The organism is Streptomyces sp. NPDC030809 (assembly GCF_055572195.1).
In genome coordinates this window covers 74,395-92,383 of the sequence record NZ_JBVIDV010000017.1, presented here as the reverse complement: position 1 = coordinate 92,383, position 17,989 = coordinate 74,395, and the positions used below count along the sequence as shown (strand labels likewise).

14 protein-coding genes are annotated in these 17,989 nt (G+C 73.4%); 7 read left to right on the top strand and 7 right to left on the bottom strand.

Annotation, left to right across the window (positions count from 1 at the left end; genetic code table 11):
• The 3 genes from pucL (at window position 1) to ACZ407_RS22620 (ending at window position 4,280) form a co-directional block, all read left to right on the top strand.
• Complete coding sequence (gene pucL, locus ACZ407_RS22630; protein ID WP_468130946.1) at window positions 1–924, top strand: factor-independent urate hydroxylase; 924 nt, start codon at window positions 1–3, stop codon at window positions 922–924.
• Between the two features lie 199 nt (window positions 925–1,123).
• Window positions 1,124–2,518 (top strand): 8-oxoguanine deaminase, encoded by a 1,395-nt coding sequence (locus tag ACZ407_RS22625; protein ID WP_468130944.1) that lies wholly within the window; start codon window positions 1,124–1,126, stop codon window positions 2,516–2,518.
• A 376-nt stretch (window positions 2,519–2,894) separates the two neighbouring features.
• Window positions 2,895–4,280 (top strand): nucleobase:cation symporter-2 family protein, encoded by a 1,386-nt coding sequence (locus ACZ407_RS22620; RefSeq protein ID WP_468130942.1) that lies wholly within the window; start codon window positions 2,895–2,897, stop codon window positions 4,278–4,280.
• Window positions 4,281–4,394: 114 nt separating this feature from the next.
• Here the strand turns inward: ACZ407_RS22620 and ACZ407_RS22615 are convergent, their stop codons facing one another.
• A complete protein-coding gene (locus tag ACZ407_RS22615; RefSeq protein WP_468130940.1) occupies window positions 4,395–5,486 on the bottom strand; it encodes an Lrp/AsnC family transcriptional regulator in 1,092 nt (363 codons plus the stop codon).
• 127 nt (window positions 5,487–5,613) lie between these two features.
• On the opposite strand from ACZ407_RS22615, the gene ACZ407_RS22610 reads away from it, so the two are divergent.
• Entirely contained in the window at window positions 5,614–7,614 is a 2,001-nt protein-coding gene (locus ACZ407_RS22610; RefSeq protein WP_468130938.1) for an ATP-binding protein, read from the top strand.
• Between the two features lie 96 nt (window positions 7,615–7,710).
• On the opposite strand, the gene ACZ407_RS22605 is transcribed toward ACZ407_RS22610, so the two are convergent.
• Complete coding sequence (locus ACZ407_RS22605; RefSeq protein ID WP_468130936.1) at window positions 7,711–8,904, bottom strand: GDSL-type esterase/lipase family protein; 1,194 nt, start codon at window positions 8,902–8,904, stop codon at window positions 7,711–7,713.
• A 282-nt stretch (window positions 8,905–9,186) separates the two neighbouring features.
• Between ACZ407_RS22605 and ACZ407_RS22600 the strand changes: the two genes are divergently transcribed.
• A complete protein-coding gene (locus tag ACZ407_RS22600; RefSeq protein ID WP_468130934.1) occupies window positions 9,187–11,142 on the top strand; it encodes a GmrSD restriction endonuclease domain-containing protein in 1,956 nt (651 codons plus the stop codon).
• A 96-nt stretch (window positions 11,143–11,238) separates the two neighbouring features.
• Here the strand turns inward: ACZ407_RS22600 and aceB are convergent, their stop codons facing one another.
• Together aceB and ACZ407_RS22590 are read right to left on the bottom strand one after the other, a co-directional pair.
• Window positions 11,239–12,858 (bottom strand): malate synthase A, encoded by a 1,620-nt coding sequence (gene aceB, locus ACZ407_RS22595; RefSeq protein ID WP_468130932.1) that lies wholly within the window; start codon window positions 12,856–12,858, stop codon window positions 11,239–11,241.
• 247 nt (window positions 12,859–13,105) lie between these two features.
• A complete protein-coding gene (locus ACZ407_RS22590) occupies window positions 13,106–13,714 on the bottom strand; it encodes a nucleotidyltransferase family protein (RefSeq protein ID WP_468130930.1) in 609 nt (202 codons plus the stop codon).
• Window positions 13,715–13,765: 51 nt separating this feature from the next.
• On the opposite strand from ACZ407_RS22590, the gene ACZ407_RS22585 reads away from it, so the two are divergent.
• Complete coding sequence (locus ACZ407_RS22585; protein WP_468131107.1) at window positions 13,766–14,053, top strand: DUF5955 family protein; 288 nt, start codon at window positions 13,766–13,768, stop codon at window positions 14,051–14,053.
• Window positions 14,054–14,262: 209 nt separating this feature from the next.
• Here the strand turns inward: ACZ407_RS22585 and ACZ407_RS22580 are convergent, their stop codons facing one another.
• A complete protein-coding gene (locus ACZ407_RS22580; RefSeq protein WP_468130928.1) occupies window positions 14,263–14,490 on the bottom strand; it encodes a hypothetical protein in 228 nt (75 codons plus the stop codon).
• Window positions 14,491–14,576: 86 nt separating this feature from the next.
• On the opposite strand from ACZ407_RS22580, the gene yczR reads away from it, so the two are divergent.
• Window positions 14,577–16,043 (top strand): MocR-like transcription factor YczR, encoded by a 1,467-nt coding sequence (yczR, locus tag ACZ407_RS22575; RefSeq protein ID WP_468130926.1) that lies wholly within the window; start codon window positions 14,577–14,579, stop codon window positions 16,041–16,043.
• Between the two features lie 34 nt (window positions 16,044–16,077).
• Here the strand turns inward: yczR and ACZ407_RS22570 are convergent, their stop codons facing one another.
• On the bottom strand, window positions 16,078–16,707 hold the full coding sequence (locus ACZ407_RS22570; protein ID WP_468130924.1) for a response regulator: 630 nt from the start codon (window positions 16,705–16,707) through the stop codon (window positions 16,078–16,080).
• Complete coding sequence (locus tag ACZ407_RS22565) at window positions 16,704–17,927, bottom strand: sensor histidine kinase (RefSeq protein ID WP_468130922.1); 1,224 nt, start codon at window positions 17,925–17,927, stop codon at window positions 16,704–16,706. Before ACZ407_RS22565 ends, ACZ407_RS22570 begins: the two co-directional genes overlap by 4 nt.
• Window positions 17,928–17,989: the final 62 nt, after the last annotated feature.

The window sequence follows — 17,989 nt, the reverse complement described above, 5'->3', positions numbered from 1 at the left end:
ATGCCCACGATTCTCGGCCAGAACCAGTACGGCAAAGCAGAGAACCGCGTCGTCAAGATCACGCGGGACGGCGACACCCACCACATCAAGGACCTGAACGTCTCGGTCGCCCTCTCCGGCGACATGGACGACGTCCACTACTCCGGCTCGAACGCGAACGTCCTCCCGACGGACACCACCAAGAACACGGTGTACGCGTTCGCCAAGGAGTACGGCATCGAGTCCGCCGAGCAGTTCGGCATCCACCTGGCGCGCTGGTTCGTAGGCAGCCAGGAGCCGATCCACCGGGCGCGCATCCGCATCGAGGAGTACGCCTGGGAGCGGATCCAGACCTCGGACGCCAACTCCAAGTTCATCGGCGCCGACGAGGTCAAGCACTCCTTCGTCCGCAAGGGCCAGGAGACCCGCGTCACCCAGATCACGTACGACGGCCGGAACTGGGAGGTCATCTCCGGCCTCAAGGACCTGATCGTCATGAACTCCACCAACTCGGAGTTCTGGGGCTACGTGAAGGACAAGTACACGACCCTGCAGGAGGCGTACGACCGCATCCTGGCCACCCAGGTGTCGGGCCGCTGGCGGTTCAACTGGACCGACGACGAGCAGCGGATGCCCAACTGGGAGAAGTCCTACGAGGCCACCCGCAAGCACATGCTGGAAGCCTTCGCCGAGACCTACTCCCTCTCGCTCCAGCAGACCCTGTACCAGATGGGTTCGCGGATCATCAACCACCGTTCGGAGATCGACGAGGTCCGCTTCTCGCTCCCGAACAAGCACCACTTCCTCGTCGACCTGGAGCCCTTCGGGCTCAAGAACGACAACGAGGTCTACTTCGCCGCGGACCGCCCGTACGGCCTGATCGAGGCGACGATCCTCCGCGACGGCGCCGACGCCCGCATCCCGGTGGACATGACCAACCTCTGAGTGAGGCCTCCGCGTCCCGGGGCACCGCAGTGGCCCCGGGGCGCGTCCCCCGCAGCAACACCATCGAACTTCCCGAACTCGGCACCCGGAGCATCACACGGGGCGGCAGTACTGTCAGCTGTCAGGCCCCCGGTTTCGGCACTCAAATCCCCTGGGTCCTGCCGTGCCCGCACCGCCACTGAAAGCACGAGGAAGCCCCATGGCAGCCACTGACAGCGCGGTCGAGCGCATCGTCATCGAGAACTGTGCGATCGCGACCGTCGACGCGGACGACACCGAGTACGCCTCGGGTCACATCGTCATCGCCGGCAACAGGATCGAGGCCATCGGCGCGGGCAGGGCCCCCGAGAACCTCGAGAACGTCGTACGTCGCATCGACGGCACCGGCCACCTCGTGACGCCCGGCCTGGTCAACACGCACCACCACTTCTACCAGTGGATCACCCGCGGCCTGGCGACCGACCACAACCTCTTCAACTGGCTCGTGGCGCTCTACCCGACCTGGGCGCGCATCGACGAGCAGATGGCGTACTCGGCCGCGCAGGGCTCCCTCGCCGCCATGGCCCGCGGCGGTGTCACCACCGCGATGGACCACCACTACGTGTTCCCGAAGGGGGCCGGCGACCTCTCCGGCGCGATCATCCGCGCCGCCTCCGAGATGGGCGTCCGCTTCACCCTGGCCCGCGGCTCCATGGACCGCAGCGAGAAGGACGGCGGCCTGCCGCCGGACCACGCCGTCGAGACCCTCGAAGGCGCGCTGGCCGACACCGAGGCGACCGTCAAGAAGTTCCACGACGCCTCCTTCGACTCCATGACCCAGGTCGCCGTCGCCCCCTGCTCCCCCTTCTCCGTCTCCACCGAGCTGCTCAAGCAGGGCGCCGAGCTGGCCCGCCGCCTGGGCGTGCGCATGCACACCCACGGCAGCGAGACGGTCGAGGAGGAGAAGTTCTGCCACGAGCTCTTCGGCATGGGCCCGACCGACTACTTCGAGTCGACCGGCTGGCTCGGCGAGGACGTGTGGATGGCGCACAGCGTCCACATGAACGACTCCGACATCGCCGCGTTCGCCCGGACCAAGACCGGTGTGGCGCACTGCCCCTCGTCCAACGCCCGTCTGGCCGCCGGCATCGCCCGGGTACCGGACATGCTGGCCGCCGGCGTCCCGGTCGGCCTCGGCGTGGACGGCACCGCCTCCAACGAGTCCGGTGAACTGCACACCGAGCTCCGCAACGCCCTCCTGATCAACCGCCTGAACCCGGTGCACCGCGAGGCCGCGCTCAACGCCCGCCAGTCGCTGCGCCTCGGCACGTACGGCGGCGCCCAGGTCCTCGGCCGCGCCGACAACATCGGTTCGCTGGAGGTCGGCAAGCTCGCCGACCTGGTGCTCTGGAACCTCTCCACCTTCCTGCACTCCTCGATCGCCGACCCGGTGACCGCCCTGGTCTTCGGTGCGGCCGCCCCGGTGACGGCCTCGTTCGTCAACGGCAAGCAGATCGTGGAGAACAACCGCCTGCTGACCGCGGACGAGGACGCCATCGCCGTGTCCACGCGGGAAGAGGCGCAGCGCCTCGCGCGGATCGCCGCGCAGGGCTGATCCCCCACGGAATCCGGCCGGGGGGGACGGCCTCCGGCCGGTGGCCGCGGACCCGAGCGGGGTCCGCGGCGGCCGGGCCGGGGGGTGCCGCACTCGTGACGGCACCCCCCGGCCTCGGCATGCCCCGATCCGGGCGCGCCGGCGCCCCGTACGGCCGTACGCACGCACCGCCGTACGCACCGCCGTACGCGCACATCGCCGTACGCACGCACCGCTGTACGTGCGAGTCGCCGTAAGACCGCATCGCCGTACGCACGTTCCACCGCACGACCGCATCACCGCACGACCGCTTCACGTATCGACGCGCCGCACCGCACCTGCACCACCTCCCTGACACCCACGTCCCTGCCGACGTGTTAACCGACCGGAGGAAGCCGTGGCCGCAATGCCCAGGTTTCGCAAAGACGCAGTCGCTGTACCAGGGGAGACGCACCCGGTCGACGAGACCCTGCCTCCGCTGAAGATGTTCACCAGCGGTCTCCAGCACGTGGCCGCGATGTACGCGGGCGTGGTGGCCCCGCCCATGATCGTCGGACCGGCCGTCGGCCTCTCCGCCACCGAGACCGCCTTCCTCATGGGCGCCTCGCTCTTCACCGCCGGTCTCGCCACCCTGCTCCAGACCCTCGGCTTCTGGAAGGTCGGCGCCCGGCTGCCCTTCGTCAACGGGGTCTCGTTCGCCGGGGTGACCCCCATGATCGCCATAGGCAAGGGGCAGGGCGCCGACGCCATCCCCGTCATCTTCGGCGCGATCATCGTCGCCGGACTCCTCGGCTTCCTCCTCGCCCCCTACTTCGGCCGGCTGGTCCGCTTCTTCCCGCCCGTGGTCACCGGGACCGTCATCACCCTCATCGGCGTCTCCCTGCTGCCCGTGGCCTTCAACTGGTCCCAGGGCGGCAACCGGACGGCCGCCGACTACGGCTCCCTCGGCAACATCGGACTGGCCGCCGCCACCCTGCTCATCGTCCTGGCCCTGCGCCGCCTGCTGCGCGGGTTCCTCCAGCAGATCGCCATCCTGCTCGGCCTGGTGGCCGGCACCCTGCTCGCGCTGCCCTTCGGCATGACACGTCTCGACGGGCTGGGCGAGGCCGACCTCGTGGGCTTCCCGACCCCCTTCCACTTCGGGGCCCCGCAGTTCCAGGTCGCCGCGATCGTCTCCATGTGCATCGTGATGCTCGTCTGCATGACCGAGTCCACCGCCGACATCCTGGCCCTCGGGAAGATCGTGGGCCGGCCCGCCGACGAGCAGACCATCGCGGGCGGCCTGCGCGCCGACACCCTCGGCAGCGCCCTCAGCCCGCTCTTCAACGGCTTCATGTGCAGCGCGTTCGCCCAGAACATCGGCCTGGTCGCCATGACCAAGGTGCGCAGCCGGTTCGTCGTCGCGGCCGGCGGCGGCATCCTGATCCTGCTGGGCCTGTGCCCGGCCGCCGCCTCGGTCATCGCCCTGGTCCCGCTGCCGGTGCTCGGCGGTGCGGGGATCGTCCTGTTCGGCTCGGTCGCCGCCAGCGGCATCCAGACCCTCGCCGGCGCGGCCATGGAGAAGGGCGAGAACGCCCTGATCGTCGCCGCCTCGGTCGGTGTCGGCCTGATCCCGATCGCCGCCCCGGACTTCTACCACGCCTTCCCCGAGGACCTGCTCGTCGTGCTCGACTCGGGCATCAGCACGGGCTGCCTGGTGGCGATCGGGCTCAACCTGGCCTTCAACCACCTCGGTGCGCGCCGTACCGCCGGGACTCCGGAGCCGGCCCCGGTCCTGCACTGAACGGGCCGGTCCTGCACTGGACGGGCGGTCGTGCACGGACGGGCGGTCGTGAACGGAACGGGCGGTCCTGCACGGAGCCGGCCGGTCCGCGCGACCGGCCGCCGGTCGCCCGCCTCAGGCCGCCCAGCTGCGTAACGGACCCGGCTCCGCCTCGCCGTCGCCGGCGCCGGGAGCCGGGTCCGCCCAGATGTCCGGGGTCACGCACCGCACCCGGCGGCCCGCCTGGTCCAGCACCTGGGCCTCGGACTTGCGGGTGCGCAGGGCCACCGCGGTGTCCGTGATCCGCAGGCCGGGGAGCCGGCGCAGCAGCTCGGCGGTGTACCGGGACAGCTCCTCGACGGCCCGCAGCCGGGCGCTGATCATGAAGTTCCACGGTCCGCTGACGGACATGCACATGCGGGTCTCGCGGATGCCCGCGGCCGCCGCCGCGCAGTCGGCCACCTCGTACTCGGCCACCTCGGCCCACACGGTCGCCGAGACCGGCCAGCCCGACAGCCGGGCGGCCAGCGCACAGCTGAACCGCAGGCCGTGCCCGGCCTCCAGGCGGGCCAGCCGCCGCCGTACGGTCGACTCGCTCATCCCGGACTCCCGGGCCAGCGAGGCCACGCTGCGCCGGGCGTCCGAGGCCAGCGCCAGCACCAGGGCCCGGTCCTCTTCGGTGAGGAGCACCGACCCGGTCCCGGCGGGGGCCTGCGGCCGCAGCGGCCGGCCGGTCAGCCGGGCCACCTGGGCCGGGTTCAGCTGGTCCAGCCGCCACCGGTCGGGTGCGTGGTGCACGGTCGTCACCATCGAGGTCCGGGTGGTGACGACCCCCGGTATCCGCTGCACGCGCAGCGACAGGTAGCGGTAGAGGGCGTGCAGGTCCGGTACGGCGACGAAGGCCAGCAGGTCCCGGGAGCCGGTGACGTGCTCCAGGCCCAGCGTGTGCGGGTCGTCCGTCAGGGCCCGCCCCACCGCCGGCGCGCTGCCGGGGGTGCAGCCGAGCTCGACCCACGCCATGCAGGGCTGGTGGTGCCCCGTACGCAGCCCCAGGCCCGAGATCCACGCGTCGCCGGAGGCGGTCAGCCGCTCCCAGCGGCGCGCGAGGGTGTCGGGACGGGCCCCGAGCACCGGTGCCAGCCGCTCCCAGCTGGCCCGGGGCGCGAGCTGGAGTGCATGGACCAGCGCCCGGTCCATGTCGTCCATGGCGGAATTGGCTGAGTGCATACCCTTCCCTGGTGGTTCTCCCGGCCGCAGGCGAGGGGACCGGTGTGACAGCCGATGATCTCTCTTTGGTGCATTCGACGCGGCACGGGGGTTGTTGCGTGCATCTTCGTGAGCAGCGGGAGGAAGTGTGGGCGAGTCCCCAGGGGGCGTGCGCGCCTCCGTACCCGCGGAGCCGTCCAGTTTCGTGGGCCGAGAGCACGAGCTGGCCGCCACGGCCGCACTGCTCGCCGCCGGCCGCCTGGTCACTCTCACAGGCCCCGCAGGTATCGGCAAGACCCGGCTCGCGGTCCGGGCGGTCCGGGCCGGCCACGGGGCGGCGGAGACCGTGTGGGCCGACCTCGCCGGGCTGCCCGAGGACCGCTGGGCCGCACTGGAGGACGAACTCGTCGAACGCCTGGCCGGATCCCCGGCGCAGCGGCCCGCCGACCGGTCCGTGCTCCTCGTCCTCGACGGATGCGAGCAACTGGGCGGGACCTGCGCGGGACTGGTGGCCGGACTGCTGGACCGGCACCCGCGGCTGCGGATCCTCGCCACCTCGCAGTGGCCGCTCGGCATCGAACCCGAGGTCTGCCTGCCCGTCCCCCCGCTCGCCGTGCCCCCCGCCGAGGGTGAGGGCGAGGCCGTGGATCCCGCCGCGTACCCCGCCGTACGGCTGTTCGCCGAGCGGGCCCGGGGCGCGGACCCCTACTTCGAGCTGAACCGCCGCAACGCGGCGCCGGTGGCCCGGCTCTGCCGCGCCCTCGACGGCATACCCGGCGCGCTCGAACTGGCCGCCGGGCGCCTGCGCCAGTACGCACCCGAGCAGGCCCTGCGCCGGGTGGAGGCCGATCCGCTGCGGTTCCTCGCGGGCGGCGCGGGCCGCGGGGCGCGGGGGGACGCCGAACGTACGCACCGGCTGTGCTCGCCCGCCGAGCGGCTGCTCTGGGAGCGGCTGTCGGTGTTCGCCGGGTCCTTCGACCAGGCGGCGGTGGAGACCGTCTGCGGGTTCGGGGCCCTCAGCCGGGAGGAGGCGGGGGCGGCGCTGCGGCGGCTGGCCCCCGGGCTGCTGCTCGACGCCGGGGGCGGCCGGCACCGGCTGCCGCTGTCCGTACGGGCGCACGCCGCCCGGCTGCTGCTCGTACGGGGGGACCACGCGGAGCTCGCGCGGCGGCACCACGACTGGTTCCGGCTGACGGCCGAGCGGTCCGCGCAGCTGTGGCGGGCCGGGCTCCAGCGCGACGCGCGCGAACTGGCCCTGCGGGAACTGCCGGACCTGCGGGTGGCGATGAACCCGCTGGGCGGGGCCGGCCCGGCGGCGGCCCTGGAGATCGCCGTGGCGCTCTGGTTCCTCTGGGCGGCCTGCGGCCTGCTCGTGGAGGGCCGCCGGCACCTGGAGCGGGCGCTGGCCCTGCATCCGGCGCCGCGCCCGGCCCGGGCGCTGTGGCTGGCGGGCTGGCTCCTGGGCCTGCTGGGGGAGTCGGACGGGGTGGACCCGCTGCTCATCGAGGGCTGGTCGGCCGCGGTGCAGGAGGGGGAGGACACGTGCGTGGCCTTCCTGGCGCACACCCGCGGCACGGTGGCGCTGTGGGACTCGCGCTGCGCCGACGCGGCGGCGGAGTTCCGCGAGGCGCTGGAGCTGCTGCCGGCGGAGCCCGAGTTCGGGCCCGGGCGGGCGGTGCTGGCCGCTTCGTACACGATGGCGCTGGCCCTGGCCGACCCGGCGGCGGTGCCGGTGGAGGACGGGCCGCCGGTGGGTCCCGCGGACCCGTGGGCCAGTGCCTGGGAGAGCTACGCGTACGCCCAGGTGCTGCGCCGGGAGGCGCAGTGGGACGCGGCCCGGACCGAACTGCTGCGGGCGCTGGGCATCCAGCTGCTCCTCGGCGACCTGCTGGGGCAGGCCGCCGGGGCCGAGCTGCTGGCCGCGCTGGAGACGGACCTCGGCCGGCACCGGGAGGGCGCCCGGCTGCTGGGGGCCGTCGACCGGATCCGCGCGGTGCTGCTGCGCGATCCGCGGGCGGCGGCCCTGTGGTGCCGGGGGCGGGCGCCCGCGGAATCGGTCCTCCGCGCCCGGCTGACGGAGGACGGGTACACCCGCGCGTACGCGGAGGGCGCCCGCGCGGGTCTGCGGGCCCTGCTGCAGGAGGGGTGACGGGCGCGGGGCCGCCGCGCCCGTCGGTCCTGCCGGCGCGGCGGTGCCGCGCGCGTCCGCGCCGGTCCGTCCGCGCCCCCGCGTCCGCCGGTACGGCTACGGGGTGGCCGCCAGGTACATGCCGGTGTGGTCGGCCCCGGCCGTGTTCTTGCAGGACCGGCTGCCGGAGGCGTCGGCCGCGAACAGGGTCAGGCAGCGGCCCAGGGCCAGCTGGCCGTAGTGGTTGGGGTGCATGGACTCCTGCACCAGGCCCTGCGTGGAGTTGTTGTCGATCCACCGCGCCCATTCGCTCGTCTTGGCGGACGGCGGCACCGTGGCGGTCACCTGCTTGCTGGCCTTGGCGCAGACCTCGCGGCCCTGGAGCATGTCGCGCAGGTCCAGGAACTGGATCCCCTTGGCGGTGGCCACGCCCTTGAGCCGGTTCGCGATCTGCGGCACGAGGGAGTCGCGGGCCCAGTCGGAGTCCTTGTTCCAGAACGGGCAGCCGCCGGTGTTGTAGCGGCTCCAGTCGCTCTGCGTGTAGCGGTTCTCCAGGCCCCGCGGGATGGGGGAGGGGTAGGACTGGAGCACGATCCGGTAGTCCCCGGCCGCGTATCCGGCGCCGGACATCACGGCACGGATCTCGTCGACGGACTTGCCGACCTTGGCCATGACCCCGTCGATCTTCGCGTCGACCTGCTCCTGCTGGTCGTCGTAGCAGTACGAGCCCCACAGGACGAAGTCGTAGGCGCACTCCGAGATGATGTCGGCGAAGCCCAGGTCGTTGCCGCCGATCGACAGCGTGATCATCTTGACGTTGTGCGAGGCGGCCACGGCGGCCAGCCGGTCGGCCTGCGGGGCCTCGCCCTTGAAGGCCGTCCCGCCGTTCGAGGACCGGAAGACGTTGTCGGTGACGGCTCCGGAGCAGGCGAGGTTGACGGCCGTGTCGGCGATCCCGGCGGCGCTGTTGACCTCGGCGGAGTCGGAGCGGTGGCAGCCGTTGGCGGCCGTGGTGCCGTACACGCGGCCGGGGTCGTACGTGCTGCCGGTGACCCAGGCCCGGTCGGTGCCGTTGCGGCTGCCGCTGTTGGTGAGGCTGTTGCCCTTCCAGCGGCCGGCCTCGCCGGAGATGTAGCTGTCGCCCATGGAGACGACGGCGGTCGGCCCGGTCCCGGGACTGGCGGCGGCCGTCCCGGCCGCGGTGCCGACCAGGGCGGTCGCGGCGAGCGGCAGGACGAGCGCGGCACAGGCGGCGAGCCGGGCGGTGCGCGGGGAGGTTCGGGCGGTGCGGGAGGTGCGGTTTCCGATCACAGCGGAACTCCTGCGGTCGGCCAGTACCCGAAAAAACGGTCAACTCGGGCACATGGCTGGGGAAGTGGGGGAACCGCCGGCCGGTGGCAACGGAAAGGTGCCACGCCCGTGTTTGTTACCGCTAGGTAGCCGCAGGTTACTTTTGGGTAACGTCCGACCGTTCGTTCGGGCCCCCTCCCCGATCCGCCACCCACCCGACGCAGCGTCAGGAGCACTGCTAGTTTCGACCGTGATCGACAAGGAACTGGTGGGGGGCATCCGCCAGGCGTGAAAGGCGGGCTTATGCAGATCTCGCAGGTGCTGGACAAGGTCGAGTCGGGGGACATCGCCCTCCCGGAGTTCCAGCGCGGCTACGTGTGGACGCGCGAGCAGGTCAGGGGGTTCTTCGCCTCGCTCTACCGCGACTATCCGATCGGCGGTCTGCTGACCTGGCACACCAAGGCGGAGACCGCGGACACCCGCGGAGGGGCGCCCGGCAAGGACGGCACCATCCAGCTGCTGCTCGACGGCCAGCAGCGCGTCTCCACCCTGTACGGCGTGACCCGGGGGAAGCCGCCGCGCTTCTTCGAGGGGAACCCGGACGTGCTCAAGGGGCTGCATTTCCACCTCGACGCCGAGGTGTTCGAGTTCTACGCCCCGACCAAGATGAAGGACAACCCGCTCTGGGTGGACGTGACCCGGCTGTTCTGCGAGGGGACGGCCCGGCTGTTCGACATCGTCCAGGCGACGGGTGCCGGGCCCGAACAGCAGTCGGCCCACTTCTCCCGGCTCAGCCGGATCCTCCAGATCAAGGACCGCATCGTCCACATCGACGAGGTCACCGGGGCCGACAAGACCGTGGACGTGGTGGTCGAGATCTTCAACCGGGTGAACTCCGGCGGCACCAAGCTGTCCAAGGGCGACCTGGCCCTCGCGGCCATCTGCGCCGCCTGGCCGGACGCGCGGCCGACCATGAAGACGGCCCTGGCGGACTGGGCGCAGGCCGGCTTCGACTTCAAGCTCGACTGGCTGCTGCGCAACGTGAACGCCGTAGCCACCGGGGAGGCGCAGTTCTCCAAGCTGGCGGACGTGAGCGTCGAGGACTTCCGGAGCAGCCTGGTGCACAGCATCGAGGCGGTCTCCCAGCTGCTGGAGGCGCTCGGCGGCCGCCTCGGCCTCGACCACGGCCGGGTGCTGAGCGGGCGGTACGCGTTCCCGGTGATGGTCCGTCTGATGCGGGCCAACGGGGGGACGTTCCCCGATGCCATGACGCGGGACCGGCTCTTCTTCTGGTACGTCCACAGCTTCCTGTGGGGCCGTCACACCGGCGCCACCGAGACGGCCCTCAACCAGGACCTGAGGGCCCTGGACGCGGGCGGCGTGGACCAGCTGATCGGTGTGCTGCGGCGGAGCCGGGGCGATCTCGACGTGCGTCCGGACGACTTCACCGGATCGAGCATGGGCGCCCGCTTCTATCCGATGCTGTACATGCTGACGCGGGTGCACGGGGCCCAGGACTTCCTGAGCGGGGTGCCGCTCCGCGACAACATGCTGGGCCGGCTCAGCTCGCTCCAGGTCCACCACATCTTCCCCAAGGCCCGGCTGTACAAGTACGGCTACGCGCGCGACCAGGTCAACGCGGTGGCGAACTTCTGCTTCCTGACCCAGGGGACGAACCTGAAGATCGGCGCGGCGAACGCGGCGGAGTACCTGGAGGAGATCGAGGCGAGGATGCCGGGCGTGCTCGCCTCCCAGTGGATCCCCACCGACCCCGGGCTGTGGAAGGTGGAGAACTACCCCGCCTTCCTGGAGGCCCGCAGGGTGCTGCTGGCGGACGCCGCCAACCGGTTCCTGGACGCCCTGCACGACGGTCCGTCCCCGCTGGCCCTGGGGCCCCGTACCGGTGCGCCGGCGGTCGGCGCCGCTCCCGGCGGTGCGGTGGCGGTGATGGCGGACGGGGACGTGGAGGACGAGGTCCCCGGACTGGCCCGGCTGCTGGCCGTGGCCGCCGGGGGCGGGCTGGCCGAGCCGGAGCTCGACGCGGAGGTGACCGATCCGCGGACCGGTGCGGCCATCACCGTGGCGGCGGCGCTGTGGCCGCAGGGCCTTCAAGGGGAGGTGGGGACGCCGGTGGCACTGGTCCCGGCGCCGACGGGTCAGGTGCAGGCGGCCCTGGAGTCCCACGGGTTCCGGGTGTTCCACACCGCCGACGCGCTGCGGGGGTTCATCGAGAACACCCTGCTGGAGTGGGCCGCGTAGCGCCCGGGAGCGGGCCCGGACATGCCGGTGCCCCCGTCGTCGGGGACGGCGGGGGCGCCGGGGTTCGGCTGCTGTGCGTGTCAGCCGACGGGTGGGTCAGCCGGTGAGCTGGTCGTACGCGGGGAGGGTGAGGAAGTCCGCGTAGTCGGCGTCCAGGGAGACCTGGAGGAGGAGGTCGTGGGCCTGCTGCCACTTGCCGGCCGCGAAGGCCTCCTCGCCGATCTCGGCGCGGATCGCGGCGAGTTCCGCGGCGGCCACCTCGCGGGCGAGGTCGGCGGTGGCGAGCCGGCCGTCCTCGAAGACGACTCCGGCGTTGATCCACTGCCAGATCTGCGAGCGCGAGATCTCGGCGGTGGCCGCGTCCTCCATCAGGTTGAAGATGGCGACGGCGCCCAGCCCGCGCAGCCAGGCCTCGATGTAGCGGATGCCGACCTGGACCGCGTTGCGCAGGCCCTCGAAGGTGGGCTTCGCGTCGAGCGAGTCGATCGCGATCAGGTCCCCGGGGGCGACGGAGACGTCCTCGCGCAGCCGGTCCTTCTGGTTCGGCTTGTCGCCGAGCACCGCGTCGAAGGAGGCCATGGCGATCGGCACCAGGTCCGGGTGGGCCACCCACGAGCCGTCGAAGCCGTCGCCCGCCTCGCGGTCCTTGTCGGCCTTGACCTTCTCGAACGCGACCTTGTTCACCTCGGCGTCCTTGCGGGACGGGATGAAGGCCGCCATGCCGCCGATGGCGTGCGCGCCGCGCTTGTGGCAGGTGCGGACGAGGAGTTCGGTGTACGCCCGCATGAACGGGGCGGTCATCGTCACCGCGTTGCGGTCCGGCAGCACGAACTTCTCGCCGCCGTCGCGGAAGTTCTTGACGATGGAGAAGAGGTAGTCCCAGCGGCCGGCGTTCAGGCCCGCGGCGTGGTCGCGCAGCTCGTAGAGGATCTCCTCCATCTCGTACGCGGCGGTGATGGTCTCGATCAGGACGGTCGCGCGGACGGTGCCCTGCGGGATGCCCACGTAGTCCTGGGCGAAGACGAAGATCTCGTTCCAGAGGCGGGCCTCCAGGTGCGACTCGGTCTTCGGCAGGTAGAAGAACGGGCCCTTGCCGAGGTCGATCAGGCGCTGCGCGTTGTGGAAGAAGTAGAGGCCGAAGTCCACGAGGGCGCCCGGGACGGAGCGGCCGTCGATCTGCAGGTGGCGCTCCTCCAGGTGCCAGCCGCGGGGGCGCATCACGACGGTCGCGAGCTCCTCGGCGGGCTTGAGGGCGTACGACTTGCCCGACTTCGGGTCGGTGAAGTCGATGCGGCGCTCGTAGGCGTCGATCAGGTTGAGCTGGCCGAGGACGACGTTCTCCCAGGTGGGAGCGGAGGCGTCCTCGAAGTCGGCGAGCCAGACCTTCGCGCCCGAGTTGAGGGCGTTGATGGTCATCTTGCGGTCGGTGGGACCGGTGATCTCCACGCGGCGGTCGTTCAGCGCGGCCGGGGCCGGCGCCACCTTCCAGTCGCCCTCGCGGATCTGTGCGGTCTCCGGGAGGAAGTCGAGGTGGGAGGTGCGGGCGATCTCGGCGCGGCGCTCGGCGCGGCGGGCGAGGAGCACGTCGCGGCGGGGGGTGAACCGCCGGTGCAGCTCGGCCACGAAGGCGAGTGCCGCTTCGGTGAGGACCTCGTCCTGCCGGGGCAGGGGCTCGGCATCGGCGATGGCCAGCGGGGACGGCGCTGGTGCTGACATATCTGTCACTCCTTCAGCGGCGGTGCCTGGCGGCCGCGGGAATGCTCGCGCACGGCACGCAGTGCCGCAGGGTGTGGAGAGTTCCGGGATACGGTCGCGGGCGCCGTCTGGGGTTCAGGGCGCTTCTGACCAGTGGATAGTAATTTCCACGTCGTGGAAGTTCAATGGTTTGTTGATGTCGAGATTCTCTGGCTCGACAGATTCCGGTTCTCGTATGGCTCTCAGTGCCACTGCGGTCACGCCCCGCTCAGGCCAGCCGGGCCAGATCCGGCGGGGTGTCGATGTCGTAGTCCTCCGCGATGTCGCCGCACTCCACCAGGATGAGGTCCGCGGCGTGATTCCTCAGGTGGACGCGCGCACCGCGGTCACCCGTGGCGGTGGCGGCGATGTCCGGCCAGCGGTCCGAGCCGAAGAGCACCGGGTGACCGCGCTCCCCGCCGTACGCGGCCGCCGCCAGCGTGCCGGGGGAGCGGTACGCCGCGCGCACCCGGGCCACCGCCTCCGGTCCGATCCCCGGCTGGTCGACGAGGGAGACCAGGGCCGCCTCGGCGCCGCTGCCGGCCAGGGAGGCCAGCCCCACCCGCAGGGAGGAGCCCATGCCCTCGGACCAGTCCGGATTGTCGACGAGTACGCAGCCGGCCAGGTCGGCCCGCTCCCGGACCTCCGCCGCGGCGGCGCCGAGCACCACGTGCACCGGCTCGCAGCCGGCCGCCCGCAGGACCCGGACCGCGTTCTCCACCAGGGGCCGCCCGCGGTAGTCGAGCAGGGCCTTCGGGCGGCCGCCGAGCCGCCGGCCGCCCCCGGCGGCCAGCAGCAGGCCGGCGATGCGGGGCGCGCTGATCTGGGTGTGTGCCATGGGTCCTGGATACCACCCGGCCGTGGTTGACTGGCCCGCGTGCGCGAGCGCGTGGGGAAGGGAGACGGGGACCCGAGGGTGGCTGCGCTGCGCCTCGCGGTGTCCCGGCTGCGCCGTGAACTCGCCGCACATCCGCGGGAGTTCGCCGAACGCGGCATCGCCGAGGACGAGCTCGCCGCGCTGGGCGCGATGGCCGCGGGCGGCACCGCGGAACCGGCCCGGCTGCTGCGCTCCCTCCTGGCCGTGGCCGGCGCCCTCGGCTCGGTGAGCGCCCTGGCGGCCCCGCTGACCGCCCTCCGCGAGGCGGTCCGCGCCTTCACGGAACCGCGCGGGGACTGAGCACCCGGCCGCACGGGAACCCCCGGGCCCGGCCTCGGGCCCCCGGCCCCTGGCCTCGGGCCCCCGGCCCCTGGCCTCGGGCCCCCGGCCCCTGGCCTCGGGCCCCCGGCCTCGGGCCCCGGCCTCGGGCCCGAGCCCCGGCCTCGCGGCCGCCGCGCGGTGGACCGGCCCCCGCTCCCGGCCTTGTCTGCACCGGCCCGGCCCCGCCCCTACGTCCGCACCGGCCGTTCCCCGGCGCGGGCGAGCCCGGCGGCGGGCCGGGTCCGCGGCCGGCCGGCGGTCAGGGCGCGGAGCGCGTGCCGGGCCGTGCGCAGGAGCGGGCCCAGGCGCAGCGGCGCGGCCGTGCGGGACTCGTGGGCGTACTGGAGCGCCCGCTCCCCGCGGTCGGTCAGGAGGAAACCGGACTCGTGGGTGGAGCTCTGACCGTGCGCGTTCATCGGATCTCCCTTGCCAATCAAAGGCCAATAAGGCGATTCTGGGGGCCGATTGGCCTGGACGGCAGAGCCAATCAGGGGAGGTTGGCATGGCAGACGCAAGAGTGGTCCATACGGCGGACAGAACCCTCGGCAGCCGCCGCCTCGCGGCCCTGCTCCCCCCGGAGGTCCTGGCCCGCCCCGGCTACCGGGCCCTGGCCGAGGCGATCCGCAGCCTGATCCTCGACGGCCGGGTCCCCCTGCACGTGCGGCTCCCCGCCGAGCGCGAGCTCGCCGAGGCGGTCGGGGCCAGCCGGGCCACCGTCACCGCCGCCTACGACCTCCTGCGCGAGAGCGGCTACGTACGCAGCCGCCGCGGCTCCGGCACCTTCACGGAACTGCCCGAGGGCCACGCCCCCGTCGGGGTCCACGCCCTGGTCCCGGACGACTCCGGCATCGACCTGGCCATCGCCGCCATGGGCGCACCCGAAGGGGCCCTCCCCGAGGCCCTGGCCTGGGCCGCACCCCGCCTGGCCGAGCTGTCGCGCACCCCCGGCTACCGCCCGTACGGCCTGCCGGAGCTGCGGGCCGCCATCGCCGGCCGCTACACCCGGTACGGCCTGCCCACCCGCCCCGACCAGATCCTCGTCACCGCCGGCGCCCAGCAGGCCCTCGTGCTGTCGCTCGGCCTGCTCTGCCGGGTCGGCGACCGGGTCATGACCGAGAACCCGGCCTACGCGAACGCACTGGACGCCGTACGCCACGCCCGCCTGCGGGCCGCGCCCGTCGCCGTGTCCGACCGCGGCTGGGACCTGGAGATGGCCGAGTCCACCCTGCGCCAGACCGAACCGCGCGTGGCCTACGTGGTGCCCGACTTCCACAACCCGACCGGCCTGCTGATGCCCGAGGAGGACCGGCTGCGGCTGCTGGCCGCCACCCGGCGGGCCGGCAGCTGGCTCGTCGTGGACGAGACCATCGCCGACATCGCCCTCGACGTGCCCCGGCCCGCCCCGCTCGCCTCCCTCGGCGCCCGCGGCTCCGCGGACCACGTCCTCACCATCGGCTCCCTGAGCAAGACCCACTGGGGCGGCCTGCGGGTCGGCTGGATCCGCGCCGGAACCCAGCTGATCACCGAGCTGACGGCGGTCCGCGCGGCCGCCGACATGACCGGCTCGATGCTCGACCAGCTGGTCGCCGTACGGCTGCTGGAGACCCTCGACCGCGGCCTGCCCGCGCGGCTGGAGCAGCTGCGCGAGCGGCGCTCGGCGCTGGTCGCGGCCCTCCAGCGGCACACCCCCGAATGGCGCTGGCAGCTGCCGCCCGGCGGGCTCTCCCTGTGGGTGGACCTCGGCGAGCCGGTCAGCTCGGCGCTCGCCGACCGGGCCCGCGAAGCCGGGGTCCACATCAGCCGCGGCGCCCGCTTCGGCGCCGACCCCGGCACCTTCGAACACCGGCTGCGGATCCCGTACACCCTGCCCCCCGAGTACCTGGAAGAAGCCGTGCGCCGGCTGGCCGCCGCCTTCCACGAGGGGGTGCCGCTGGCCCCCGCCGTGGACCGCCCGCACTGGGTGGCCTGAACCCGGCGGAGGCCTCGGGGCCCGGCCGACCGCCCTACGGGGTACGGATCAGCCGGCGCGCCCCCGCCTGGGCCACGGCCGCCGTGCGCGAGTCCACGCCGAGCTTGGCGTAGATGTGCACCAGGTGGGACTTCACCGTGGCCTGGCTGAGGAACAGCTGCTTGCTGATCTGCTGGTTGGACAGGCCGTCCGCGACCAGCTGGAGCACCTCCAGCTCCCGCTTGGTCAGCGACTCGGCCGGGGTCCGCATCCGGTCCATCAGCCGCAGGGCCACCGCGGGGGCCAGCGCCGACTGGCCCGCCGCCGCCGTGCGCACCGCCGCCGCCAGTTCCTCGGGCGGGGCGTCCTTCAGCAGGTAGCCGGAGGCCCCGGCCTCGACCGCCGCCAGGATGTCGGCGTCCGTGTCGTACGTGGTCAGCACCAGCACCCGGGGCGCGCCGGGCCGGGCGGTGATGGCCGCGGTGGCCTCCGAGCCGTGCATCCCGGCACCGAACTGGAGGTCCATCAGGACCACGTCCACCTCTTCGGCGGCGGCGAGTTCCACCGCGCGCTCGGCGGTGGCGGCCTCGGCGACCACCGCGAAGTCCGGTTCGGTGTCGAGGACCGCACGCAGCCCCGCCCGTACCACCGGGTGGTCGTCGGCGAGCAGCAGGCGGATGGTCATGGTTGCTCCACGGGCAGCGGCAGGGTGACGGCCAGGGCGGTGCCCTGGCCGGGGGCGGACTCCACGGTGAAGGTGCCGCCCAGGGACTCGGCCCGCGAGCGGATCGCCGGAAGCCCGAAGCCGCCCTCCCCGGGCGGTCCCGAACCGCCCGTTCCGGAGGGCGCGGACAGCACGGCGGCAGCCTCGAAGCCCCGGCCGTCGTCCACGACGTCCAGGGTCACCGAGGAGTCCATGAAGGTCAGGGTGATCTCCGCGCGCTCCGCCGCCGCGTGCCGCACCACGTTGGCCAGCGCCGACTGGGCGATCCGCAGCAGGGCCACCTCGTACGGGGTGGGCAGCTCGGCGGGGGTGCCGCTGAGCGAGAACCGCACCCGGGGGCCCGGCGCGGCGCCGCACAACCGTTCCAGGGCGGCCGCGAGCGAACCGTGCTCCAGGTCGGGCGGGGTGAGCGCGCGGACGAACCGGCGGGCCTCGGCCAGGTTGTCCTGGGCGGCCTGCCGGGCCTGCGCGATGTGCGCGGCGGCCGGGGCGCCGGCGGGCAGGGCGCGCTCGGCCGCCCGCAGCAGCAGCTGGATCGAGGACAGGCCCTGGGCCAGGGTGTCGTGGATCTCCCGGGCCAGCCGCTCCCGCTCCGCCATGGTCCCGGCGGTCCGCTCGGCGGCCGCCAGCTCCGCCCGGGTGGCGATCAGCTCCTCGATCAGCTCCCGCCGCCGCTCGCTCTCCCGGTACAGCGCCTGGTAGCCCAGGGCCGTGGCCACGGCCACCGCCGCACCCAGCACCGGGCCGAGGAAGGCGCCCGCGTTCACGGCCGGGCTGTGCGCGATGAACCCGGCGATCGCCCCGGCCGCGGTCACGGCCACCGCCGGCAGCGCCCACCGCAGCGGCAGCAGGTGCAGCAGGAGGAAGTACAGCGGGAAGGCGATCCACACGCCGACCGGGGACACCGCCAGCAGCCCGGCCCAGGCCGCGAGCAGCACCGCCAGCCACAGCGCCCGCGCCCGCAGCGAGCGCTGCACGGCCGGGGCCCGTACCCCCGCGGCGTACACGGCGGCCGTCAGGGCGGCGGCCCCGAGGGCCCGGCCGGGGTGCGGTTCGCCGTCGGCCGCCGCCCGTACGGCGGCCAGCACCAGCAGGCCCAGCAGCAGCGCGTGCAGGCACAGGCGAAGGATGCGGGAGACCGGGGTCAGGGGGCGGGCGGGACGGGCGGGGCTGGATTCCATGTCCCGACCAGCCTAAGCGGGCGGGCCCCGGCGGCGGTCAACCGAAAGTTCGATGTCCGGGT